The organism is Arthrobacter sp. KNU-44 (genome assembly GCF_051843155.1).
Taxonomy (GTDB): domain Bacteria; phylum Actinomycetota; class Actinomycetes; order Actinomycetales; family Micrococcaceae; genus Arthrobacter.
In genome coordinates, this window is sequence record NZ_JBPXNG010000002.1 from 2,750,872 (window position 1) to 2,771,871 (window position 21,000).

Genomic DNA, 21,000 nt, shown 5'->3' on the forward strand with positions numbered 1-21,000 from the left:
AACTATAGCGTTGTTCGGGGTATTGACACGTCAATCCGGAAGGTCCGGGGCGACGAGAAGGGCCGGGGACGTGATGGTTGTTCAGATCGATGATCTTGAGTTCGGGCTGAACTCGTTCGGCGACATCTCAACCGACGCAGGCCGCGTGATGTCGGATGCCGAGACGCTGCGTCTACTCATCGAGGAGGCGCAGCTGGCAGAGGCTGTCGGTCTGGACGTTTTCAGCGTCGGCGAGCACTATCGGGAGGGCATGGTCGACTCGGCCACCCCGGTGCTGTTGGCGGCCGCCGCACAGGCTACCTCCAGCATCCACCTCGGCACCTCGGTCACCGTGCTCTCGACGCAGGATCCGGTGCGCCTGTATCAGGAGTTCGCAACCGTCGACGGGATCTCCGGCGGCCGCACGCAGCTCGTCCTCGGCCGGGCATCCGCGATCGAGTCGTTCCAGCTGTTCGGTTACGACATCGCCGACTACGAGGAGATCTTCGAGGAGAAGCTCGATCTGTTCCTCCGTCTCCTGCGGGAGGATCGCGTGACCTGGTCCGGGAAGTACCGCAGCTCGCTCGAGAACGTACGTCTGCATCCGCGGATGCCCGATGGCGGGATCCCGGCGTGGATCGGAATAGGCGGCAGCCCCGACTCCGTGATCCGCGCGGCGCGGCACGGACTTCCGCTCATGATGGCCATCATCGGCGGACGCCCCGAGCGCTTCGCCGGGCACGCCGAGCTCTACCTGCGGGCGCTCTCATCATTCGGGCACCCCGAGCTGCCGATCGCGCAGCATTCCCTCGGCTTCATCGCCGACACCGACGAAGAAGCGAAGAACGTGCACTGGAAGCATTGGCAGCCTGTCGTGACACAGGTCAGCAAGGAACGCGGCTTCTACCCGCCGACCGCCGAACGATACGCCGAAGAGGTCGACACTGGCGCGCTCTACGTCGGATCTCTCGAGACGGTGGCGCAGAAGATCGCCGGGATCGTGCGCGCTAACCATCTGTCCCGCTTCGACCTCAAATACGACGTGCTGCACCTTCCCCGGCAGGCTCGCGAACACAGCATCCGCCTGTTCGGCGAAAGGGTCGCTCCGCGTGTCCGCGAGCTGCTCGCCGAGAATCCGGGCGACTGGCACCTCACCGGCCGAACACCGGCGCAGATTGTCAAGGGCGGCAAGGCCGTCCACACCTGAACTGACCACCACCTCGGCATTTGAAAGGGAGAAACTCATGAACGACTTCACCGACCTCGAGTTCGGCATTGACACCTTCGGGGACCTGCCTCGCGACGCTCACGGTGACATCGTCACCCACGGCGAGGCGATCCGGGCCACCTTGGCCGAAGCGATCCTCGCCGACGATATCGGCATCGACGCGATCGCCATAGGCGAGCACCATCGCTCGGAGTTCGCCATCTCAACTCCGGAAACGGTCTTGGCCGGGATCGCCACTGCAACCGACCGGATTCGCCTCGGGTCTGGTGTAACGGTGCTGTCGTCCGATGATCCAGTGCGAGTGTTCCAGCGGTTCGCGACCGTAGACGCGCTCTCGAATGGCCGTGCCGAAGTGATCCTCGGACGCGGCTCGTTTACCGAGTCGTTCCCGTTGTTCGGCTACGATCTCAGCGATTACGATCTCCTCTTCGACGAGAAGATCGACTTGTTTCACAAACTCCTTGACGAGAAGCCCGTCACGTGGACGGGCACCACACGTGCGCCACTGCACGAAGCAGACGTGTTCCCTAAGACGGACTCGGGTCGGCTGCGGACCTGGGTCGGCGTCGGAGGCACCCCGCAGTCCGTGATTCGCACTGCGAACTACGGGTTCCGACTCATGCTGGCCATCATCGGCGGCGCCCCGGCCCGCTTCGCCCCGTATGTCGACCTGTACCGCCGTGCCACCGAGCAGCTAGGCACCACCGCGTTCCCGGTGGGCATGCATTCCCCGGGACTGATCGCTGATACCGATGAGACGGCAAAGGAACTGTTCTATCCCGGCTACAAAGTGATTCGTGATCGCATTGGCGCGCTGCGCGGCTGGCCTCCCCTTCAGCGCGGTGAGTTCGAGGCCGATGTGGAACACGGATCCCTTTATGTCGGCTCGCCCGAGACCGTCGCCGCCAAGATGGCCGATGCGATCCGCGCGCTCGACGTCGGCCGGTTCGACCTCATCTACACTGCCGGCGGACACATGGCCGCGACGGCCCGCCTGCGGGCCGTGGAGCTCTACGGTACTCGAGTTATCCCCCTGGTCCGCGACATGCTCGCTGGCACATCTTCGACTTCGGCCGGGTCCCGAACGGGGGCGCGGCCGTGAACGACACGAAGAGTCCGGTCCGCACTATCGGCATCCTCGGCGCAGGCAAAGTCGGCGCAGTGTTGGCACGGCTCGCTCTCGCCGCCGGCTACCGGGTGCTGATCTCCGGCTCTGGAGACCCGGAGAAGATTGCCCTAACCATCGAAGTGCTCGTTCCCGGAGCTGTCGCAGTTCGACCCGAGAACGCCGCTCGCACGGCCGATATCGTGATACTTGCCCTGCCCCTCGGCAAGTATCGGAACCTTCCGCTTGCGCAGCTGAGCGGAAAGCTTGTGATTGACGCGATGAACTACTGGTGGGAAACCGACGGCATCCGTGACGACCTCGACGACCCACGTATCTCCACCAGCGAGATCGTGCAGGACTTCCTTTCCAATTCACGTGTCGTGAAAGCTCTGAACCACATGGGATATCACGATCTCGAAGAGGAGAGTCGGCCAACCGGGATGCCGGACCGCAAAGCGATCGCATTGGCCGGCGACGGAGACGACGACGTCGTCTCCGTCGCCGGACTGATCGATGCGCTAGGTTTCGACCCAGTCCTCGTGGGTCGCCTGCCCTCAGGGGTGGCCTTGCAGCCGGGGAACCCAGCATTCGGGGCGAACGTATCGGCGGGCGAGCTTCGCGAGTTGATCCGGACTACTGCAGGCGAAAGGGATCCCATTCATTCGAGTGACGGAGGCGGGCGAGTGTGATGCCGTCTGCGACGGCCCGAATTTTGCCGGCAAGTCACTTCCCTGGATCTACGACTTGCTGGTCCTAGGACCAGGCCACGCGTTGTCCAAATGGGCTTCCCGAATGGCCTAGTGAGGCTGCTTTGCCCCGCGGCAGCCGTCCCACTAGTCACCCGCCGACGTAGGCCGCCAGATGTTCTCCGGTGAGGGTGGAACGCCCGGCAACCAGATCGGCGGGCGTGCCCTCGAAAACGATCCGGCCGCCGTCGTGACCCGCGCCAGGGCCGAGGTCGATGATCCAGTCGGCATGCGCCATGACCGCCTGGTGGTGCTCGATGACAATGACAGACTTCCCGGAGTCCACCAACCGGTCCAGCAAGCCGAGAAGCTGTTCGACGTCGGCGAGGTGCAGGCCCGAGGTGGGCTCGTCGAGAACGAGCACGCCGCCTTTTTCGCCCATGTGGGTGGCCAGCTTGATCCGCTGCCGCTCGCCGCCGGAAAGCGTGGTGAGCGGTTGGCCGAGGCTGAGGTAGCCGAGTCCGACGTCGGCCAGCCGCTGCAGGATCGCGTGGGCTGCCGGGATCCTGGATTCGCCCGCGGAGAAGAACTCCTCGGCCTCTTTCACCGACATCGCCAACACCTCCGCGATGTTGCGGCCGCCGAGGCGGTACTCAAGCACCGATGCCTGGAACCTCTTGCCTTCGCATTCCTCGCACGGAGTGGCCACGGTGTCCATGAACCCGAGATCGGTGTAGATGACGCCCGCGCCGTTGCAGGTGGGGCATGCGCCCTCGGAATTCGCGCTGAACAGCGCCGGCTTCACGCCATTGGCCTTCGCGAACGCCTTCCGGATGGGTTCGAGGAGTCCGGTATACGTCGCGGGGTTGCTCCGCCGGGAGCCCTTGATTGCCCCTTGGTCGATCGACACGACGCCTTCTCGCTTGGACAACGAGCCGTGGATCAGCGAGCTCTTGCCGGATCCGGCGACGCCCGTGACGACAACCAGAACCCCGAGCGGAATGTCGATGTCGACGTCGCGCAGGTTGTTCTCGCTCGCGCCACGGATCTCCAGTGCGCCCGCGGATGTCCGCACCGTCTTCTTGAGGGTTGAGCGGTCCTCGAGGTGGCGCCCGGTCAGGGTGCCGCTGGACCGCAGCCCTTCGAGGGTGCCTTCAAAGACCACTTCGCCTCCGGCTGTGCCCGCGCCGGGACCGAGGTCGACGACGTGGTCGGCGATCGCGATCGCCTCCGGTTTGTGCTCCACGACGAGCACGGTGTTGCCCTTGTCCCGCAACTGCAGCAGCAGCTTGTTCATGCGCTCGATGTCGTGGGGGTGCAAGCCGATGGTGGGCTCGTCGAAGACGTAGGTGACGTCGGTGAGCGAGGAGCCCAGGTGCCGGATCATCTTGGTGCGCTGTGCCTCACCTCCGGAGAGCGTACCTGCCGGCCGGTCGAGCGAGAGATAGCCGAGTCCGATCTCCGCGAACGAGTCGAGGAGGTGCCGCAGCCCCTTGAGGAGCGGCGCCACGGACGGTTCGTCGAGGCCGCGCACCCATTCGGCGAGATCGCTGATCTGCATCGAGCAGGCGTCCGCGATGCTGATTCCCTTGATCTTGGACGAGCGGGCCGCCTCGGTGAGCCGGGTTCCATCGCAATCAGGACAGATCGTGAAGGTGATGGCCCGCTCCACGAAGGCGCGGATGTGCGGCTGCATACCCTCCGGGTCCTTGGAGAGCATGGACTTCTGGATCTTGGGAATCAGGCCCTCGTAGGTCAGGTTGATTCCCTCGACCTTGATCTTGGTGGGCTCCTTGTGGAGCAGGTCGTGGAGTTCCTTCTTGGTGTACTTGCTGATCGGCTTGTCCATGTCGAAGAAACCGGAGCCGCTGAAGATGCGGCCGAACCAGCCGTCCATGCTGTAACCGGGGATGGTGAGTGCGCCCCCGGCGAGCGACTTGCTGCTGTCGTACAGCGCGGTCAGATCGAAGTCCGTGACCGAACCCCGCCCTTCGCAGCGCGGGCACATACCGCCGGTGATGCTGAAACTCCGCCGTTCCTTCGTCGTCGTGCCGCCGCGCTCGAACGTAACCGCTCCCGCGCCCGAAACTGAAGCGACGTTGAAGGAGAACGCTTGGGGCGAACCGATGTGCGGCTGGCCAAGCCGGCTGAAGAGCATGCGCAGCATGGTGTTCGCATCCGTGGCGGTACCGACGGTGGAGCGGGGGTTCGCGCCCATCCGTTCCTGGTCGACGATGATCGCCGTCGTGAGTCCTTCGAGCAGGTCCACATCCGGCCGCGCCATGGTCGGCATGAACCCTTGGACGAAGGTGCTGTACGTCTCGTTGATCATGCGCTGCGACTCCGCGGCGATCGTGGCAAACACGAGGGAGCTCTTGCCCGAACCGGAAACGCCCGTGAACACCGTCAGCCGGCGCTTCGGCAGCTCGATGCTGATGTCCTTGAGGTTGTTCTCCCGCGCTCCCTGCACGCGAATCAGATCGTGGGTGTCGGCAGTATGCAGCTCAGGCGACTGCGTGTCCGTGCTCGTGGCCGTGCTCATCGTGTCTCCATCTTTTACGCGGGGTCGTCTTCGCGGTCTTCGTCGGCGTTTGGTTGGCTATTGAGGATCCTGAAGCAGCCCGAGGACGTTGCCGTCGGGGTCGGTCACGGTGGCAACCAAGCGGCCGCCCCCGACGTCGCGGGCTGCTTCCTTCAGGGTAGCGCCGGCGGCAGTCACCTCGGCCAGCTTCGCCTCGATGTCCGAAACGTGCCAGTAGGCGACGGGTGAGGTCATGGCCTGAGGTCCGCCTCCCGGAACGAGCCCGATGTGCTGGCCCGCGACGTCGAAGCCGACGTAGTACGGCCCGTCGGCCTGCGGCGGCGTCCCGAGCAAGGCGGTGTACACCGCCTTCGCGGCGGCGAGGTCGGAAACGGGATGCAGCACGGTCTTGATTCCCTCGTTGGAAGAGTCGCTCATGATCACTCCTGAAGTCATTAGGGGACGAAGCTGGCGTGGACGGTGTTGTCCATGACCGCCATTCTAGGCGCGGCCCGGAAGCGGCGCTTCTCCATTCCTGACCGGTCCGGGGCCGGGAGTTTCGTTCTATGGACATCCCTGTTGAGCGGTGCCACGATGGCCGAACATGGCCCTTGGCGTACCGCGCCAGGGCGAAGCGAGGCTGGAGGAACCAATGTCGGATTCCGATCTCGATCTGATCGTGGAGAAGTACCATCGAGCGCTCGATGCGTTCGTCAAGGGAGACCCCGAGCAGCAGAAGAAGCTGTTCTCAAAGAGCGACGACGTCACTCTCGCTAATCCTCTCGGCCCGCCTGCGCGGGGCTCGAGTGCGGTCGAGGCGACCATGGATCGGGCGTCTTCCGGGCTGAGGGAGGGCGAGCCCATCAGATTCGAACGAATCTCCGGGTATGTCGGGACGGAGCTTGCGTACATCGTCGAAATCGAATGGGCACGGGCCAAGGTTGGCGGATCTGATGAAGTGTCCCCGATACCCCTTCGGGTGACGACGATTTTCCGCCGGGAAGATGGTGAGTGGAAGGTCCTCCACCGTCACGCGGATCCCATACTGTCCGCGCGGCCAATCGAGTCGATCGTCCAGGCCTAGTGGCTCCCGAGGTGCTGGATCAACGCGTCGAGAATCGGCACCTGCCCGCCTACCAGTTTGGCGCGGGCAACTGCCTCCGTGGCCCAGACCGCGTCGTCGATCTCCGGGTAGCTCCGGACAATGCCTGATCCGCGCGGCCATTCGAGATCGAAGGTGTTGCTCACGATTCGCCCGGGGTTGAAGTCCGACTCCGCTGTGAAAGCCGCCACGAGTTTGCCTGACGGTTGCCGGAAGATGCCCAGCTGGTGATATTCGACGACGGGCGGGGGAGAGCCTATCTCCTCGGCGAATTCACGTTTGGCGGCCACGAGGGGATCCTCGTCTTCGAGGTATTCGCCTTTGGGAATGGACCAGGCTCGTGCATCCTTATGGGCCCAGAACGGTCCGCCCATGTGGGCTATCCAGACTTCCAATTCCGCCGTGGAGCTCCGACGGTACAACAGAATGCCTGCGCTTCGAACTGTCATTTGCCCTCCCAGGCATAGGTTATCTGCCGGGTTTGACGGTCGGAACCCTCAGCACTCCCAAGGCCTCTACCAAATACGGGACCGGATCCGGATCCGTGCCGGCGGCCCACTGCATCCAGGCCTCGAACGTCGCCCCGAGATAGGCGGCGCACAGATAGCCTGCCGCGCTTTCGGTGACGCCTTGCGCCAGGAGGTAAAGCCTCGCCCGTTCCCGCTGCGGAGCCAAGGCATCGTAACTTCTGCTCGCCAGCTCAGGGTGCTCGGCAATGAGGCGCAGGCGCCCGCGCGTGACGGAAAGGTCCGGGATCGCCGAAGCCCCGGCGATGGCGGCCGCCCGCAGTCCCGCGAGGATGCCGCCGTCGGAAGTGTCGCCGTCGGACGGCTCCGCTGCGCGAGCGGCCTCCAGCACCCGGCCGGAGGCTTCCACCACCGGTTCCATGCCACCCCAGACGAGGTCAGCTTTGTTCGGGAAGTAGCGGTAGAGGCTCTTCCGTCCGATTCCCGCCGCGCGTGCGATGTGCTCCATTGATGTCCGTTCGTAGCCGTTCTCGGCAAAAAGACGGAGCGCGACGCCGGCCACGGCGTCCGGATCAATTGTCGCCGGGCGTCCGGTGGAGCGCCCGACGCCGGGCTTCGTATGGTCTGAGGGCATCTCTCCAGTATCCACTCTTACATAATGACACGGAGTGTCATAAAGTGAAGGAAACGCCACCAACACGTTCGGGAGGAACAACATGGGCAACGAGACTGCATGGCAGGAAGCCGCCATCAATGGCCGTTTTGCCGGGAAGACAGTGATCGTCACCGGGGCGGGCTCGGGCATCGGCCAAGCTACGGCCCTGCGCGTCGCGAAGGAAGGCGGGCGGGTCATCGCCGCCGACATCAGCAAGGAGCGCCTGGACGCCTTGGTGGAGGAAAACGGCGGCTTGGATCTGGTGCCCGTGGCCGGCGACATCTCCACCGAAGAGACCGTTGCCGCCGTCGTCGTTGCCGCCGGCGGCCGCGTGGACGCCCTCGCCAACATCGCCGGCATCATGGATAACTTCGCCCCGATTCACGAAGTGGACGACGCCATGTGGGAGCGGGTCTTCCGGATCAACGTCACAGCCCTCATGCGCTTGACCCGCGCGGTGGTGCCCCTGATGTTGGAGGCCGGCGCCGGCTCCGTGGTCAACGTCGCCTCCGAGGCCGGGCTGCGCGGCTCCGCTGCTGGTGCCACCTACACGGCTTCGAAGCACGCCGTGGTCGGCCTGACCAAGAACTCGGCCGTGATGTACGGGCCGAAGGGGCTGCGCTTCAACGCAGTTGCCCCCGGACCCACCATCACCAACATCGAGGCGGTGTGGGGATCGCAATTGGCCGCCGAACGACTCGCTCCGCTCATGCAGGCCACTGTCCCCACCCCGGCGACGGCCGCCCAGTTGGCGGCATCCATCACCTTCCTGCTCAGCGACGACGGCACCAACGTCAACGGGGCCATCCTGGCGTCCGACGGCGGCTGGTCAGCGCTGTAGCGCGCCTCTTAAAGCAGGACGACGACGGCGGGAGGCTCCCGCCGTCGTCGTTCTCCGTTGCCTCGGCTTCAGCCGGTATAGCCTTCGACCTGTTTTGGGGACCGTGGCTTGGCCTCGTTCGGGTTCTCCCCGTATTGCCTTTTGGCCCGCCGCTGGCGCAGCAGGTCCCAGCTCTGATCCAGGTCCTGTTCGATGCGCTCGAGCCTTGCGCGGTCAGGGGCATGCGCAGGACCCGGCGGGGCCGCCTCTGCTTTCTCCCGGAGTTCCCGCTCCTCCTCCACAAGTGACTGGATGTGGTGCAGAATGCCCTGTTCGTCCATGGTTACCTCTTCCTGAACTAGCCGTTACCAGTCAGGTTAGTGAGGTGCGCCGGGCGTGAACAGAGGCGGTGTCCGCGGGAGCCATCCCGGCAATCTCCTGTTTGCGGAATACTTGGACGCAGATCCAGGATTTCCGCAAGCGAAGGCGGTGAATGGCCGTGAACGGCGAAAACAGTGCGTTCAAGCGCAGGCTGGAGCGAGCCATGGAGCTGCGGAACGTCCGCGCAACCGGAATGACGGCCGAAGAAGAAGCCGAACTTGAGGCCGCCGAGGACGAAGAGCGGCGGAAGCGCAAGAAGGTGGACGACGCTGCGCGGGTGGAATACCTGATCCGCGACGCCATGGCGCAAGGGAAGTTCGACAACCTGAAGTACGCAGGCAAGCCGATCCCCGGGCTGGGGGAGCGCTACGATCCCGATTGGTGGGTCAAGGGCCTCATCCAGCGCGAACATCTCAGCGGCCTTGGCCCGAAAGCCATTCTCCTACGCACCGAGGATGCTGAACTGGATGCCAAGCTTGACGCCCTGTATTCGGAAAAGCAGGTGCGCGATCTAGTGGAGGACTTCAACGCCCGGGTCATCGACGCACGGCGCCAACTCCAGGGCGGGCCGCCAGTGATCACGAAAACCCGCGACGTCGGCGTCGAGCTGGAACGCTGGCGCGAGCGCCGGGCGGCGGCCGCCGAGGCAACCGCGGCCAGGGAAGCCGAGCATCAGGAGCTTGCGGGCAAGCGGCCGTGGTGGCGCCGGATCTGGAACGGCTCCGGATAGGACCGATTCAGCGGCTCCGCATGGTGTTGAACGCAGGCGTTCCGGCCAGTCGGCCGCCGTCGACGGCGAGTACGGTTCCGGTGACGAATGAGGACTGGTCCGAGCAGAGCCAGAGGGCGGCGGCGGCCACCTCGGCCGTGGAGCCGATCCGCCCCAGCGGCACGGCGGCGGCCACATGGTCTTGGGCGGCTTGGCCCGCGCCCGCGAGTCGCTCGGTGAGGATGGGGCCGGGAGCGATCGCGTTGACCCGGATTCCGTGCGAGGCGTAGTCGAGCGCGGCCACCCGTGTCAGGCCGCCGACGCCGAACTTGCTCGCCACGTAGCCGCTCAAGCCGGCGACGCCTTGTTCGCCCGCGGTGGAGGACATGTTGACGATCGCTCCGCCGTTCCCGCTCGCCAGCATGAGTTCGATTTCGTATTTCAGGCAGAGGAACACCCCGCGCAAGTTGATCGAGATGGCGCTGTCGAACTCCGCGCTCGCCCACTCGGCCAGGGGCGCCGGGGCCCGCCCTCCGCCTGCGGCGTTGTTGACCACGACGTTGAGACGGCCGAAGCCGTCCCGGATCCCGGCCATCAGGGCCTTCACTGAGTCCTCATCAGCCACATCCACGGACATGGCCACAGCTTTCCCGCCACCCGTAGTAATGGCGGTGACCTGCCGGGACAGTTGAGCGCCGTCACGGGAGGCAAGGACGACGTCGGCACCGGCGTCAGCCAGCGCAGCTGCGATCTCCGCACCGATTCCGCGGCTCGCTCCTGTGACGAGCGCGACCTTGCCGTGTAGCGGCCGGGTGGGATCCGCCGTCGTCATGGCGTTGTCCGGCTTGGGCCGTGCGTTTGGCTTGCCCCGGGTGCGTGCGCCCGGGGCTCTTGGTTCGCGGCTGCCCGGTTGCGGGGGAGCAGGAAGCCTGCAGCCACCAGCCAGAGAAGGCCGCCGAAGCGCCCGATCGGCAGCAGGAACTGAAGAGGTTCGATAGCCATGGACAGGAAGCTCAACTCGGACAGCGCGGCGATGACCAGTCCGGTCCAGGCCAGCCAGCGGGGCATGAAGCCCAGGATCAGGGCCGGGGCGGCGATGCCCGCCATGAGGAGGCCGATTCCGACGACGAAGCCGACCCCGCCGGTGATGAACGCGGCGAGCGCGAGCGCGTGGGTGAGCGTCACATCCGTGGTGATTTCCGGCCGGCTCAGCAGCCAGGTCACGGAACCCGACAGCATCAGGAAGATGGCTGCGCTGACGCCGCCGAAGAAGCTAATGGCCGGCCCTGGAACGCGCACGCCGAGCCGGAGCTGCCGGGCGTAGACGGTGGCCGCGTAGATCCCCAATGGCACGGCGGAGCCGAATTGGAGCATTCCGCCGACCCGCATGGCAGCGACGTTTTGCTGGAAGAATGTGGCCTCCTGCCCCGTCGAAGCAAAAGGCGAGACGAACGTCTGGCCACCTGTCAGGATTGCGGACGTGATGAGGCTGGCGAGGAAAATGCCCAGGCTGACGAGGGCAAGAACGCCGGGGTGTGGGCCGCCTGACCGGGCTGGACGGCCGTCATCGGAAATCGAACGACTACTCATGGCTGAACCTCTCTAGCAGCGGCTGAACTTTCGTAATTGCATCACTATTGAAATGGTTCACCTCTAGAATTGTTCTGTCAAGCATGTATTCTGAATCCATGGACTTAGCCTCACCGGGCCGGCCGAAACGGACCGCTTTTCTCTTGTCGCAGCTGGGCGCCGCCGCATCGTCCCGCTTTGCCGACCGCACTCGGGAGATCGGCCTCACGCCCAGCGACGCCGGCGTCATCCGCCTGCTCGGACGCGCCCCCGGTTTGAGCCAGCGCTCCCTTGCGGACAGGCTGGGTGCCGTCCCCAGCCGGGTGGTTTCACTCATCGACTCGCTTCAGGAACGCGGCCTCGTGGAGAGGGTGCGCAGCAGTACAGACCGGCGGAACTATGAATTGCACCTCACCGACGCCGGCAACGGCGTACTGCGGGAATTGCGCGGGATCGCGGAACAGCATGAAGCGGAGCTTCTGGCCCCGCTGACAGACGAGCAGATCACGCAACTTGGCGAGCTGCTTGCGCAGCTCGCCAACGGCCACGGGCTGGACAGGGACGTCCACCGCGACGTCGGCCGCCAGGCCGGACGCGATGTCGGATCTGACGGCGGACCTGGCGCCGGACCCGACGGCGGCCGCGACGGCCGACGTCAGGCCTGATCGGCTACAGCACCACTTCGCGGCCCGTCCTGCTGGACTCGTAGATCGCGGAGATGATCTTGATGAGCTCAAGGCCGTGGGTGGCCGGAGCGGCCTCGGCGGCATCGCCCCGAGCAGTGGCCAGGAACTGCTCCACCTCGTTGCTGTATGCCACAGCGCTAAAAGTCGGCGAATCCAGCACCGGCGAAATATCCAGCAACGTGTCGTGCTGTTCGGTGAAGATTTCCAAAGCCGGTTCCAGTTGCGCGCCGCCTTTGTCTCCGAAGATTTGGACCTTGGTCTCATCCGCACCGTGCATCGAGTAACTGGTGTCGAAATGCATCACTGCGCCGTTGCTGAACTTGATCAGTGCGGTCGCAAGGTCCTCCACAGGGTCCGCCGGTTGTCGTGCCGGATCGAAATCGGCGGATAGGTACCGGCTGAAGTTGGAGATATTGTTCCGTGCACCGATCTTGTGGAAGACGGTCCCGGAGACCGAAGCCACGGATGGGCAGCCCATGAGCCACCAGCAAATGTCGATGAAATGGACGCCCAGATCGATGAGCGGCCCTCCGCCGGACAACGTTTTGTCGGCGAACCAGCCGCCGGGATTGCCTACCCGGCGCAGGCAAGTCGCCTTGGCGTAGTAGATCTGCCCCAGGTCGCCGGCGTCGATAAAACGCTTGAGTACCTCGGCGTTGGGCGAGAATCGGCGGACATACGCTACCTGCAAAACTGATGCACTCCGTTGGGCGGCAGCTGCAACGGCCAAAGCCTGCTCCACGAAGGCAGTCATGGGCTTCTCGACCAGCACATGCTTGCCGGCTTCGAGCGCCGCAATCACGATTTCGGCGTGCGTGTCATTGCGCGTGCAGATGCTGACGGCGTCGATCTCGGGATCGGCCAAGAGCTCCTTGTAGTCCGTGAAGACTTTGACTGCTCCATATTCCGCGGCCCGGCTCCCGGCCCGCGCAGCGTCGATGTCGCAGACCGCCACCAGGTGCGCCGACGGCGAATCCCGGTAAGCGTCCAAGTGCATGTCCGAGATGGTCCCCAGACCGATGACTCCAACGTTCAGCGCCCCCATGTCAGCAGCCCTCCCACAGCGCGGCGGCGTTACGCAGCGATTCGGGGGTAGCCGTGAGGCAGTCCTCGCGGCCCTCGTATTCCACGGAACATGGTCCGCTGAAGCCGAAGTCCTTGATCAGGCGAAGGACACGCGGCAGGTCCATGTCCCCGAGCCCGAACACGGAGCCTTGGATATGGTCGCCTGCCAGCGTTTGCAGCCAGCCGCCGCCGGGGCTTCGCTTCCGGCGGTAGAAATCCTTCAGGTGCACCACAGACGCGTAGGGGAGGAGCTTGGCGACGGCTGATTCCGGCAGCTCATCGACGCACAGGAAATTGCCGATGTCCAAGGTGATCTTGAAATTGTCGCGGTCCACTGCATGAACCAACTGCAGCAACCGTTCGCTGACGTTGAAGGCCATGCCGTGGTTTTCCACGCTGGTGGTGATTCCCAAAGTTGCCGCATGGTCGGCGAGTTCCCGGGACGCGGGGACCACCTGCTCCAGGGCATCGCGGTATTCGGCGTATGAGGTGGGGCGCCAGGCCCATGGCACTACATCGTGGCGGAAGCGGCTGATCCCCATCCGGTGGGCTGTGTCCAAGTGCGTCTTCACCCGGGCGATCTCAGCCGCTGGGTCTGTGCCAAGGAAATCGGCCCCCACCACATAGTTGACCAAGGCGATCCCGGACTCCTCTCCATGCTCGCGCAGCCCTTCGGCCGCCGCGTGGTTTTGGGAAAGGTCCACGCCCAGTCCCGCCTCGGCCACTTCGAGATGGCTGGCCTGATGCGATGCCGCCCAGCCGGGCAGGTCCAAAAGGCCCACCCGTCCGTCGGCCAAGGCTCCTGCCAAACTGTACGTACTCAGCCCAATCTGCATTGTTAGATCCTCTTCCGTGGATTCCGCGCGCCGACACTTGCGAGCCCACGTTAGGCAGGAATCCGGGCGAAAAGGGCTGGTTGAACTTCATTCGGCATTGAACTTTTGCGGCCGCGCCCCGGTCCCGCCGCGAACCTCAATATGGTGGCAGGCATGATCGAAAAGAAGCCCCGGATCCTCATTACCGGAATCGCCCTCGAGGCCAGCACCTATTCCCCTGCCCGGACCCGCATCAAGGACTTTGTCCGGCGGGATGGCCAGGAGATCTTGGACCAGTACCCCTTTTTCGCGCCGGGCCATCCCGTCCGCGAGGCGGCGGATTGGCTGCCGCTAGTCCATTTCCGATCCATCCCGGGCGGGTGCGTCCCTTCCGCCGATTACACCGAGATGAAGCAGACGATTCTTTCCGCTGTGGCGGATGCCTTGGACGAGGGCCCGGTGGACGGGCTCTATTTCGACATCCACGGTGCCATGAGCGTGGATGGCGTAGACGATCCCGAGGGCGATTTGCTCGTTGCCCTGCGCGGTCTCATCGGCCCGGACGTGCTGGTGTCCAGCGGTATGGACCTGCACGGCAACGTTTCCTGGACTTTGGCGCACCAACTGGACATCCCCAGTTGCTACCGCATGGCCCCACACGAGGACTGGCTGGAAACCAAGGAACGCGCCGCCGCGAACCTGCTGGAGCGACTGGCACTGCCGGAGGACACCCGCCGCCCTATCAAGGCCTGGGTTCCGGTGCCCATCCTATTGCCCGGGGAAAAGACCAGTACCCGATTGGAACCGGCCAAATCGCTATATGAGGAAGTTGCGGTGATCGCTGGTCGGCCAGGAGTGCTCGACGCCGCACTGTGGATCGGTTATGCCTGGGCAGACGAACCGCGCAACCGGGCCGTGGTGATGGTCACCGGTGACGACGCCGACGCCGTCGCGAGCCATGCGGGCCGGCTTGCAGCCGACATGTGGAACAGGCGGGACGAGTTCCGTTTCGTGGCGCCCTCGGCGCCGCTCGCTGAATGCCTCGCGGCAGCGGAGGCAAGCGCGAAGCGCCCGTATTTCATCAGCGATTCCGGGGATAACCCCACGGCCGGGGGAGCGGGTGACGTCACCTGGACCCTGCACAAACTCCTTGAGCACCCACCCATCGCAGCCGGAACGATGCAGGCCATTTATGCCTCGATCCCGGATCCCGCCGCTGTGGACCATTGCATTGGCGCCGGCGTCGGTGGACCCGTCTCTGTGGAGGTGGGGGCTCGCGTGGACGGTACACAGTCCGGCCCGGCGCCGCTGGACGGCATTGTTGAGCATCTGGCCCAGGGCGACCCCGTGGCCATTGACGAGGCAGTCATTCGCGTTGGCGGGCTGCGCATCATCGTGACCCGGCGGCGCAAGCCGTACCACCTGGAATCGGACTTCCTCAGGAACGGCTTGGATGCCCGGACGGCCGACGTTGTGGTGGTCAAGATCGGCTACCTCGAGCCAGAGCTCTTCGACATGGCTTCGGACTGGATGCTGGCGCTCACCCCAGGGGGCGTGGACCAGGATCTGCACCGGTTGGGCCACCGTCGGATCGCGCGGCCCATGTTCCCGCTCGACGACGGCGGGGTGGCACCTGACCTGAGCGCACGGTTGGTACCTGCGTCGAACCAGCCGGCCGGCGTCGAGCGCTGAGGGGACGGCGCGTCCGGGGCTCCAAACCGGATCGAAACTAACTTCGATTCTGAACTAAGTTAGCGGCCCTTCCGAAGCATCATTCCTCCATGATTTCGTTTGCTGCATGGTCAATCGACCCTGTGAGTTCAAAGTGGAGGAAGCGATGAAAGAACTTAGTCGACGTGGTTTGCTCGGTCTGGGCGGAGCCCTGGGTGCCGCAGCCTTGCTGTCCGCATGTGGCGAGGCCTCGGGCTCCGTCTCTTCGGACAGCCTCTCCACTCCGGCAAAGCTGCGGGTCTGGTTCATGAAGGACTCCGTGTCTGACAAGGCCCAGGCGTGGCTGAAGCAGGAGTTCGAAAACAAGTTCCAGGGATCCACCCTCACCATCGAGCAGCAGGAGTGGGATGGCATCGTCCCGAAGCTCCAGACGGCCCTCGCCAGCGCCGAATCGACGCCGGACATCATCGAACTTGGCAATACCCAGGCGCCCACGTTCTGTGCGGTGGGAGCACTGGCCGATCTGAGCGGTATGAAAGAAGAGCTGGGCGGCGCAAATCTGACCAAATCGCTCGTGGAACTCGGCAGCTTCGAGAACAAGATGTACGCCGCACCCTTCTACGCCGGAAGCCGGATCGTGTTCTACCGGAAGGACATGTTCCAGCAGCTTGGGCTCGCGATACCGAAGACGATTGACGAGCTGACCGCCGTCGCAACGAAGATCCAGACCGGCAACCCCGAGAAGAACGCACACTTTTCCGGGATGTTCCTGCCTGGGATTTCATCACAATCCGCGTTCGCCTGGGTCTTCAGCAATGGCGGACGGCTGGCCGTGCAGAAGGACGGGAAATGGGAAGGCAGCTTGTCCTCGCCGGAAAGCCAGAAGGCCATCGCCCAGCTCCAGCAATTGTGGACGACAGGCTCCACCACCGGAACCATCACCGATTCGACCATCGGTTCCCAGCCGTACACCGCTTTCAACACGGGCGAGGCAGGGATGTTCTTCGGCTTCAACTTCCATCTGAAGAAGATCAAGAAGGAACTCCTGGACGCCGGCAAGGTGGGGTACTTCAACTTCCCGTCGCCAAAGGGTGACGCCGTGGGCAATCCTTTTGCCGGCGGTTCCAACGTGGCCATCTCGAACAACAGCAAGGCGCGGGGGCTGGCCAAGGAGGCCCTCAAACTCATCTTCAGCAAGCCATTCCAGGAGTTCTTCGCGACCGAGGGAGGCTGGGTCCCGGGAAACCTGAACTACGCCGCAGCCCTCGGGCAGGACGAATTGTCCAAGGTCACCATCGAGGCCGTCAGGAATTCCGTGGGCACCCCGGCAGCAAAGAACTGGGCGTTGGTGGAGAGCGCCAAGGTGGTTGACGACTTCTTCGTGGCCATGGGCGCTCTGAAGGACCCCGTTGGGCTGGCCAAGACGGCCGACGCCAAAATGACCGAAATCCTCAACAGCAAGTAGGCCCGGCGGGAAGCAGAAAGGACCGAAGCCATGACCGTAACCAGTACGCGGGCGAAGCCGGAAGGGATCCTCCCCGACCGGACCGAACCAGCGGCCCCCAGGAAACGCAGGCGCAACCCCCTGCCATACATTCTTCTGCTTCCCGCGGTGCTTATTGTCCTGGTGGACATGGGCTACCCGTTGCTCCGCCAAATCACCATGGCGTTCCAACACTTTTCCCTTGAGCAACAGTTTGGCAAACCCGCGGAATTCGTCGGGTTCGACAATTTCACCCGGGTGCTCGGCGATTCGGCATTCTGGCTCACCCTGGGAAGATCCCTTGCCTTCTGCCTTGTGTGTGCCGCACTGACAATGGCCATCGGGATCGGAGGCGCGCTTCTGCTCACCAAACTCTCCCGGTCGGTCTCCGTCTTCGTCCAGGCCGCCATGCTGCTCGCGTGGGCGATGCCCGTGTTGTCCTCGCTCCAGGTGTTCCAGTGGATCTTCGATTCCAGGTCCGGGGTGGTCGACTGGACACTGGCCGGGCTGGGACTGCAAGGGATGGCCGGCTACAACTGGTTTTCCAACCCCCTGACCTTCTTCGCAGTAGCGGCCATCCTGGTCGTCTGGATGAGCGTGCCGCTAGTGGTCTTCATGGTCTACGCATCAGTCACCCAAATCGATGAGTCCATGCTGGAGGCCTCAACGCTGGACGGCGCCAACGGCTGGAAGCAATTCCGGGAAATCACCGTACCCACCATTGCCCCGGTTCTCCTGCTGGTCACGATCCTCGAAATCATCTGGGACCTGCGGGTCTTTACGCAGATCTTCATCCTCCAGAAAAACGGCGGCATCACCGAGCAGACCAACGTCCTTGGCACCTACGTCTACCAGGTGGGCTTGTCCGGTGGCGACTACGGCGTGGCTTCCGCGACCGCCCTGATCATGCTGATGATCACGTTGCTCCTCACGTGGCGTTATGTCACCCAATTCCTGAAGCAGGGAGAAGTCTGAATGGCGCTCAAACCCAGCCCCGTCCGCCGCTCGGCGGCCAACCTCACCGGCCTGGTCTTCGGTCTGCTGTGGATATTCCCGGTCTACTGGTTGGTCAACAATTCGCTCGTCACGGACGACGCCTTGCAGTCCCGCACGCCGTCGTTCCTGCCGCTCGACTTCACCTGGGCGCACTACGAGACAGTGCTCCACGACAGCCGTTTCTGGTCCGCCCTGCGGATGAGCTTCGGCGTTGCCTTGATTGTGGTGGTGGCCGCACTGCTTTTCGCCTTCTTCGCGAGCATGGCGCTCAGCCGCTTTCGATTCAAAGGCCGCAAGATCGTCATCATCTCGGTGCTCGTGATCCAGATGATCCCGGCCGAAGCCATGTTCATTTCCCAGTACAAGATGATCGACAGCTGGCACCTGCTCAACTCCGTCCTCGGCCTGAGCCTGCTGTATATCGGGGCATCCGTGCCTTTCACTATCTGGATGCTCAAGGGATTCGTTGACGGGGTCCCGGTGGAGCTCGAAGAGTCTGCCATGATCGACGGTTGCTCCCGAATGGGCGCATTCTTCCGGGTGACCTTTCCGCTGCTGGGCTCCGGACTCGTGGCCTCCGGGATCTTCGCCTTCCTGGCCGCGTGGAATGAATACACGTTGGCACTTGTCCTGCTGAGCAGCGACAACAGCAAGACACTTCCGCTCTGGATCCAAGGCTTCAGCGGCCAGAATCAGGCAACGGACTGGGGCGGGATCATGGCCGGGTCCACCCTCATGGCCCTACCCGTGATCATTCTCTTCGTCATCGTCCAGAAGAAGATGGCCCAGGGCCTCGTTGCTGGTGCGGTGAAAGGCTGAGATGCAGCTGAGCGTACAAACCGCCGGTTCCCCGCCGACGTCGTTGATTCTGGGACCGGGCGCTCCGGTGATGGTTTTCGACGTCGGCGGAACCGACCTCAAATACGGGGTCGTGGATTCCACCGGCCGCTTCGCGCACCAGGGAACCACGCCAACGGCGATAGCTTCGCCGGGGGAGTTCCTGGACCAACTGTCCGGCCTCGTCGCTACCTACCGAGCTGAGCCCCCGGATCGACGGCCCCAGGCAATCGCCGTCAACGCGCCGGGGATTGTGGATGCAAGCACGGGCGTCGTGGTCTCCGCCGTGAATCTAGGCTGGACCGACTTCGCGCTCTCCTCCGCGTTGGAGGCGCGCGTCGGGCTTCCTGTGGTACTCGGCAACGACGTGCAGGTGGCCGGTTTGGCAGAGCACCGCCTGGGTGCCGCGAAGGGGCTGCGGAACGCCCTGGTGTTGGTCATCGGCACCGGGATCGCCAGTGCGGTCATCCTGGACGGCGAGGTGTACGACGGCGACGGATACGCCGGAGAAATCGGCCATGCCCGCATGGAGCCACTCACGAGCACAACGGCCATCCCGTGCACTTGCGGCGCGTCGGGATGCCTGCAGACGGTGTCCTCGGCGTCCGCCATCGCTCGCAATTATTCAGCCGTGTCCGGCGTGCCCGTGGTCGGCGCGAAGGAAGTCATGGAGGCCGCGGCAGCGGGTGATTCGGCCGCCGTCGGGGTCCTGGAGCAGGCATATGACGGCCTCGCGCTGGCGATCGCGCAGAGCGTCGCCCTTCTGGCACCGCAGGCCGTCATCTTCGGCGGCGGCCTGTCCAATGCCGGCGACGCGCTCCTTGTCCCGGTGGCGGACCGGCTGGACTCTATCCTGAGTTTCCACCGCAGGCCTTTGCTCCTTCCTGCGCGGTTCGGCTCTTCGGCAGGGCTTCTCGGCGGCGCGGTGCAGGCCCGTCAGCTACTCTGCAAAGAGCCGCCCACCGGCGGGCGGCAGACACCGAGCCCCTGGAGGGACTGACTTTGGGTTACAAGCCTTCCTACGCCAAGACCGTGAAAAGAACCGGCCCCCGGGACATCGCGCTGACCGAATACTCCTCCAGCATCCTGTCCATGATCGCCAGCGGCCGGGCGAGGTCCCGCGCCGACCTCGCCCGCACCCTGAACCTTGCCCCGTCCACCATCACCATCAAGGTGAACGAGCTGATGGAAGCCGGGCTCATCAGCGAGAGCGGTTCGGGTTCGGCGACCGGAGGCCGGAGGCCTACCCTCCTGGAACTGGTCCCGGACGCGGGCTTCATCCTGGCGGCGGACTTGGGCGCCCATCATTTGTGGGTCGGCAGGCTCAACCTCTCCGGCAATCTGCTTGTCTCCGAAATCAGGACCATCGACATCAACGACGGCCCCGAAGTGGTTCTGCCGCAGGCCGCGGCGATGATGCGTGACCTGAGCGATCCGGCCGTCGACCCTCCGCTGCGCGGGGTAGGGATGTCCTTGCCCGGTCCGGTCAACTTTGCCTTGGGTGCGCTCGACTCGCCGTCCAGGATGCGCGGCTGGCACGAATTCAAAGTCCGGAATTGGCTTGCCGAGGAATTCGGGACTTTGGCGGTTGTGGACAACGACGCCAACATGATGGCTTTGGGTGAGCACACGCTGCGCCAGCGGGAATCACCCGATTCCAAGGTCCGGCAGAACACGCTGTTCCTCAAAGCAGGTGCCGCGATCGGCTGCGGTCTCATCATTGACGGGCAGGTCTACCGGGGCTCCACCGGCGCTGCCGGAGACATCGCCCACGTGCAGATCCCGGCCGCGGGCGACGCGCCATGCTCTTGCGGCAACCGCGGCTGCCTCGAGACGGTGGCCAGCGGGTCCGCCATCATCCGTGACCTGGCCGCCGTCGGGATCGATGCAGCGGACATCAACGACATTGTCCGGCAGGTCAACAACGGTGATCCGCACACCACAACGCGAGTCCGTACTGCCGGCCGGATTCTGGGGCAAACCCTCAGCATTGTGGTGAATTTCGTGAACCCGGACGTGGTGGTGCTGGGCGGCGGACTTTCGCAATTGGAGCCGTATGTCGCCGCTGTGCGCTCGCAGCTATACGAAAGCTGCCATCCGCTCGCCACCAAGAACATCGTGATCGAAGCCTCGCTCGCCGGTTCGCAGGCAGGCCTTCTCGGCGCAGGACAGCTTTGCCTGCGCACCGTGCTTGCCTCGTGAACATTCGGCCCGTCCAACCG

The 21,000-nt window shown here is 64.3% G+C and carries 22 protein-coding genes; 13 read left to right on the forward strand and 9 right to left on the reverse strand.

Annotated features, from left to right (window positions below; all coding sequences use genetic code 11):
- Positions 1–73: 73 nt before the first annotated feature.
- The 3 genes from ACSVHC_RS13915 to ACSVHC_RS13925 are packed head-to-tail and all read left to right on the forward strand — an operon-like array spanning position 74 to position 3,004.
- Entirely contained in the window at positions 74–1,186 is a 1,113-nt protein-coding gene (locus ACSVHC_RS13915) for an LLM class flavin-dependent oxidoreductase (RefSeq protein WP_437774091.1), read from the forward strand.
- Positions 1,187–1,223: 37 nt separating this feature from the next.
- Entirely contained in the window at positions 1,224–2,309 is a 1,086-nt protein-coding gene (locus ACSVHC_RS13920; protein WP_437771480.1) for an LLM class flavin-dependent oxidoreductase, read from the forward strand.
- Positions 2,306–3,004: an NADPH-dependent F420 reductase gene (locus ACSVHC_RS13925; RefSeq protein WP_437771479.1), complete on the forward strand. Its 699-nt coding sequence runs from the start codon at positions 2,306–2,308 to the stop codon at positions 3,002–3,004. Before ACSVHC_RS13920 ends, ACSVHC_RS13925 begins: the two co-directional genes overlap by 4 nt.
- A 148-nt stretch (positions 3,005–3,152) precedes the next feature.
- Here ACSVHC_RS13925 and ACSVHC_RS13930 read toward each other — a convergent pair whose 3' ends face one another.
- Together ACSVHC_RS13930 and ACSVHC_RS13935 are read right to left on the reverse strand one after the other, a co-directional pair.
- A complete protein-coding gene (locus tag ACSVHC_RS13930; protein ID WP_437771478.1) occupies positions 3,153–5,543 on the reverse strand; it encodes an ATP-binding cassette domain-containing protein in 2,391 nt (796 codons plus the stop codon).
- A 57-nt stretch (positions 5,544–5,600) separates the two neighbouring features.
- Entirely contained in the window at positions 5,601–5,960 is a 360-nt protein-coding gene (locus ACSVHC_RS13935) for a VOC family protein (RefSeq protein WP_234753331.1), read from the reverse strand.
- A 214-nt stretch (positions 5,961–6,174) separates the two neighbouring features.
- Here ACSVHC_RS13935 and ACSVHC_RS13940 point away from each other — a divergent pair, with 214 nt between their 5' ends.
- Complete coding sequence (locus ACSVHC_RS13940; protein ID WP_437771477.1) at positions 6,175–6,606, forward strand: YybH family protein; 432 nt, start codon at positions 6,175–6,177, stop codon at positions 6,604–6,606.
- Here ACSVHC_RS13940 and ACSVHC_RS13945 read toward each other — a convergent pair.
- Positions 6,603–7,073, reverse strand: coding sequence for an NUDIX domain-containing protein (locus tag ACSVHC_RS13945; RefSeq protein ID WP_437771476.1), 471 nt, complete (start codon positions 7,071–7,073; stop codon positions 6,603–6,605). The genes ACSVHC_RS13940 and ACSVHC_RS13945 overlap by 4 nt on opposite strands.
- 19 nt (positions 7,074–7,092) lie before the next feature.
- Entirely contained in the window at positions 7,093–7,725 is a 633-nt protein-coding gene (locus ACSVHC_RS13950) for a TetR family transcriptional regulator (protein ID WP_437771475.1), read from the reverse strand.
- A gap of 82 nt (positions 7,726–7,807) precedes the next feature.
- Between ACSVHC_RS13950 and ACSVHC_RS13955 the strand changes: the two genes are divergently transcribed.
- Entirely contained in the window at positions 7,808–8,587 is a 780-nt protein-coding gene (locus ACSVHC_RS13955; RefSeq protein ID WP_437771474.1) for an SDR family NAD(P)-dependent oxidoreductase, read from the forward strand.
- 68 nt (positions 8,588–8,655) lie between these two features.
- Here the strand turns inward: ACSVHC_RS13955 and ACSVHC_RS13960 are convergent, their stop codons facing one another.
- Positions 8,656–8,907 carry a DUF2630 family protein gene (locus ACSVHC_RS13960; RefSeq protein WP_437771473.1) on the reverse strand — a complete coding sequence of 84 codons (252 nt, stop codon included), beginning with the start codon at positions 8,905–8,907 and terminating at the stop codon, positions 8,656–8,658.
- A gap of 158 nt (positions 8,908–9,065) precedes the next feature.
- On the opposite strand from ACSVHC_RS13960, the gene ACSVHC_RS13965 reads away from it, so the two are divergent.
- Positions 9,066–9,677 carry a DnaJ family domain-containing protein gene (locus ACSVHC_RS13965; protein WP_439181389.1) on the forward strand — a complete coding sequence of 204 codons (612 nt, stop codon included), beginning with the start codon at positions 9,066–9,068 and terminating at the stop codon, positions 9,675–9,677.
- Between the two features lie 7 nt (positions 9,678–9,684).
- Here the strand turns inward: ACSVHC_RS13965 and ACSVHC_RS13970 are convergent, their stop codons facing one another.
- Both ACSVHC_RS13970 and ACSVHC_RS13975 read right to left on the reverse strand, forming a co-directional pair.
- A complete protein-coding gene (locus tag ACSVHC_RS13970) occupies positions 9,685–10,488 on the reverse strand; it encodes an SDR family NAD(P)-dependent oxidoreductase (protein ID WP_439181026.1) in 804 nt (267 codons plus the stop codon).
- The gene (locus ACSVHC_RS13975; protein WP_437771471.1) at positions 10,485–11,246 is read right to left on the reverse strand and encodes a hypothetical protein; all 762 of its coding nucleotides are present in this window, start codon (positions 11,244–11,246) and stop codon (positions 10,485–10,487) included. Before ACSVHC_RS13975 ends, ACSVHC_RS13970 begins: the two co-directional genes overlap by 4 nt.
- A gap of 98 nt (positions 11,247–11,344) precedes the next feature.
- Between ACSVHC_RS13975 and ACSVHC_RS13980 the strand changes: the two genes are divergently transcribed.
- Positions 11,345–11,890 (forward strand): MarR family winged helix-turn-helix transcriptional regulator, encoded by a 546-nt coding sequence (locus ACSVHC_RS13980; RefSeq protein WP_437771470.1) that lies wholly within the window; start codon positions 11,345–11,347, stop codon positions 11,888–11,890.
- Positions 11,891–11,894: 4 nt separating this feature from the next.
- Here the strand turns inward: ACSVHC_RS13980 and ACSVHC_RS13985 are convergent, their stop codons facing one another.
- Positions 11,895–12,956: a Gfo/Idh/MocA family protein gene (locus tag ACSVHC_RS13985; protein WP_437771469.1), complete on the reverse strand. Its 1,062-nt coding sequence runs from the start codon at positions 12,954–12,956 to the stop codon at positions 11,895–11,897.
- 1 nt (position 12,957) lies between these two features.
- Complete coding sequence (locus tag ACSVHC_RS13990; protein ID WP_437771468.1) at positions 12,958–13,812, reverse strand: sugar phosphate isomerase/epimerase family protein; 855 nt, start codon at positions 13,810–13,812, stop codon at positions 12,958–12,960.
- Between the two features lie 153 nt (positions 13,813–13,965).
- Here ACSVHC_RS13990 and ACSVHC_RS13995 point away from each other — a divergent pair, with 153 nt between their 5' ends.
- The 6 genes from ACSVHC_RS13995 to ACSVHC_RS14020 all read left to right on the forward strand — a co-directional run bounded on the left by ACSVHC_RS13995 (position 13,966) and on the right by ACSVHC_RS14020 (position 20,980).
- A complete protein-coding gene (locus ACSVHC_RS13995) occupies positions 13,966–15,483 on the forward strand; it encodes a M81 family metallopeptidase (protein ID WP_437771467.1) in 1,518 nt (505 codons plus the stop codon).
- A 145-nt stretch (positions 15,484–15,628) separates the two neighbouring features.
- Positions 15,629–16,927 carry an extracellular solute-binding protein gene (locus tag ACSVHC_RS14000; protein WP_439181027.1) on the forward strand — a complete coding sequence of 433 codons (1,299 nt, stop codon included), beginning with the start codon at positions 15,629–15,631 and terminating at the stop codon, positions 16,925–16,927.
- 30 nt (positions 16,928–16,957) lie between these two features.
- The gene (locus tag ACSVHC_RS14005) at positions 16,958–17,920 is read left to right on the forward strand and encodes a carbohydrate ABC transporter permease (protein WP_437771465.1); all 963 of its coding nucleotides are present in this window, start codon (positions 16,958–16,960) and stop codon (positions 17,918–17,920) included.
- Entirely contained in the window at positions 17,921–18,760 is an 840-nt protein-coding gene (locus ACSVHC_RS14010; RefSeq protein ID WP_437771464.1) for a carbohydrate ABC transporter permease, read from the forward strand.
- A gap of 1 nt (position 18,761) precedes the next feature.
- On the forward strand, positions 18,762–19,778 hold the full coding sequence (locus tag ACSVHC_RS14015; RefSeq protein ID WP_437771463.1) for an ROK family protein: 1,017 nt from the start codon (positions 18,762–18,764) through the stop codon (positions 19,776–19,778).
- A gap of 32 nt (positions 19,779–19,810) precedes the next feature.
- A complete protein-coding gene (locus ACSVHC_RS14020) occupies positions 19,811–20,980 on the forward strand; it encodes an ROK family protein (protein ID WP_439181028.1) in 1,170 nt (389 codons plus the stop codon).
- Positions 20,981–21,000: the final 20 nt, after the last annotated feature.

What these genes read in the sequence shown, in the direction of transcription:
- ACSVHC_RS13945 (WP_437771476.1), bottom strand. Translation starts at nt 7,073, where the DNA reads ATGACAGTTCGAAGCGCAGGCATTCTGTTGTACCGTCGGAGCTCCACG.
- ACSVHC_RS13920 (WP_437771480.1), top strand. Translation starts at nt 1,224, where the DNA reads ATGAACGACTTCACCGACCTCGAGTTCGGCATTGACACCTTCGGGGAC.
- ACSVHC_RS13990 (WP_437771468.1), bottom strand. Translation starts at nt 13,812, where the DNA reads ATGCAGATTGGGCTGAGTACGTACAGTTTGGCAGGAGCCTTGGCCGAC.
- ACSVHC_RS13940 (WP_437771477.1), top strand. Translation starts at nt 6,175, where the DNA reads ATGTCGGATTCCGATCTCGATCTGATCGTGGAGAAGTACCATCGAGCG.
- ACSVHC_RS13935 (WP_234753331.1), bottom strand. Translation starts at nt 5,960, where the DNA reads ATGAGCGACTCTTCCAACGAGGGAATCAAGACCGTGCTGCATCCCGTT.
- ACSVHC_RS14015 (WP_437771463.1), top strand. Translation starts at nt 18,762, where the DNA reads ATGCAGCTGAGCGTACAAACCGCCGGTTCCCCGCCGACGTCGTTGATT.
- ACSVHC_RS13980 (WP_437771470.1), top strand. Translation starts at nt 11,345, where the DNA reads ATGGACTTAGCCTCACCGGGCCGGCCGAAACGGACCGCTTTTCTCTTG.
- ACSVHC_RS13955 (WP_437771474.1), top strand. Translation starts at nt 7,808, where the DNA reads ATGGGCAACGAGACTGCATGGCAGGAAGCCGCCATCAATGGCCGTTTT.
- ACSVHC_RS14010 (WP_437771464.1), top strand. Translation starts at nt 17,921, where the DNA reads ATGGCGCTCAAACCCAGCCCCGTCCGCCGCTCGGCGGCCAACCTCACC.
- ACSVHC_RS13960 (WP_437771473.1), bottom strand. Translation starts at nt 8,907, where the DNA reads ATGGACGAACAGGGCATTCTGCACCACATCCAGTCACTTGTGGAGGAG.
- ACSVHC_RS13985 (WP_437771469.1), bottom strand. Translation starts at nt 12,956, where the DNA reads ATGGGGGCGCTGAACGTTGGAGTCATCGGTCTGGGGACCATCTCGGAC.
- ACSVHC_RS13975 (WP_437771471.1), bottom strand. Translation starts at nt 11,246, where the DNA reads ATGAGTAGTCGTTCGATTTCCGATGACGGCCGTCCAGCCCGGTCAGGC.
- ACSVHC_RS14000 (WP_439181027.1), top strand. Translation starts at nt 15,629, where the DNA reads ATGAAAGAACTTAGTCGACGTGGTTTGCTCGGTCTGGGCGGAGCCCTG.
- ACSVHC_RS13930 (WP_437771478.1), bottom strand. Translation starts at nt 5,543, where the DNA reads ATGAGCACGGCCACGAGCACGGACACGCAGTCGCCTGAGCTGCATACT.
- ACSVHC_RS13995 (WP_437771467.1), top strand. Translation starts at nt 13,966, where the DNA reads ATGATCGAAAAGAAGCCCCGGATCCTCATTACCGGAATCGCCCTCGAG.
- ACSVHC_RS13915 (WP_437774091.1), top strand. Translation starts at nt 74, where the DNA reads ATGGTTGTTCAGATCGATGATCTTGAGTTCGGGCTGAACTCGTTCGGC.
- ACSVHC_RS14005 (WP_437771465.1), top strand. Translation starts at nt 16,958, where the DNA reads ATGACCGTAACCAGTACGCGGGCGAAGCCGGAAGGGATCCTCCCCGAC.
- ACSVHC_RS13950 (WP_437771475.1), bottom strand. Translation starts at nt 7,725, where the DNA reads ATGCCCTCAGACCATACGAAGCCCGGCGTCGGGCGCTCCACCGGACGC.
- ACSVHC_RS13970 (WP_439181026.1), bottom strand. Translation starts at nt 10,488, where the DNA reads ATGACGACGGCGGATCCCACCCGGCCGCTACACGGCAAGGTCGCGCTC.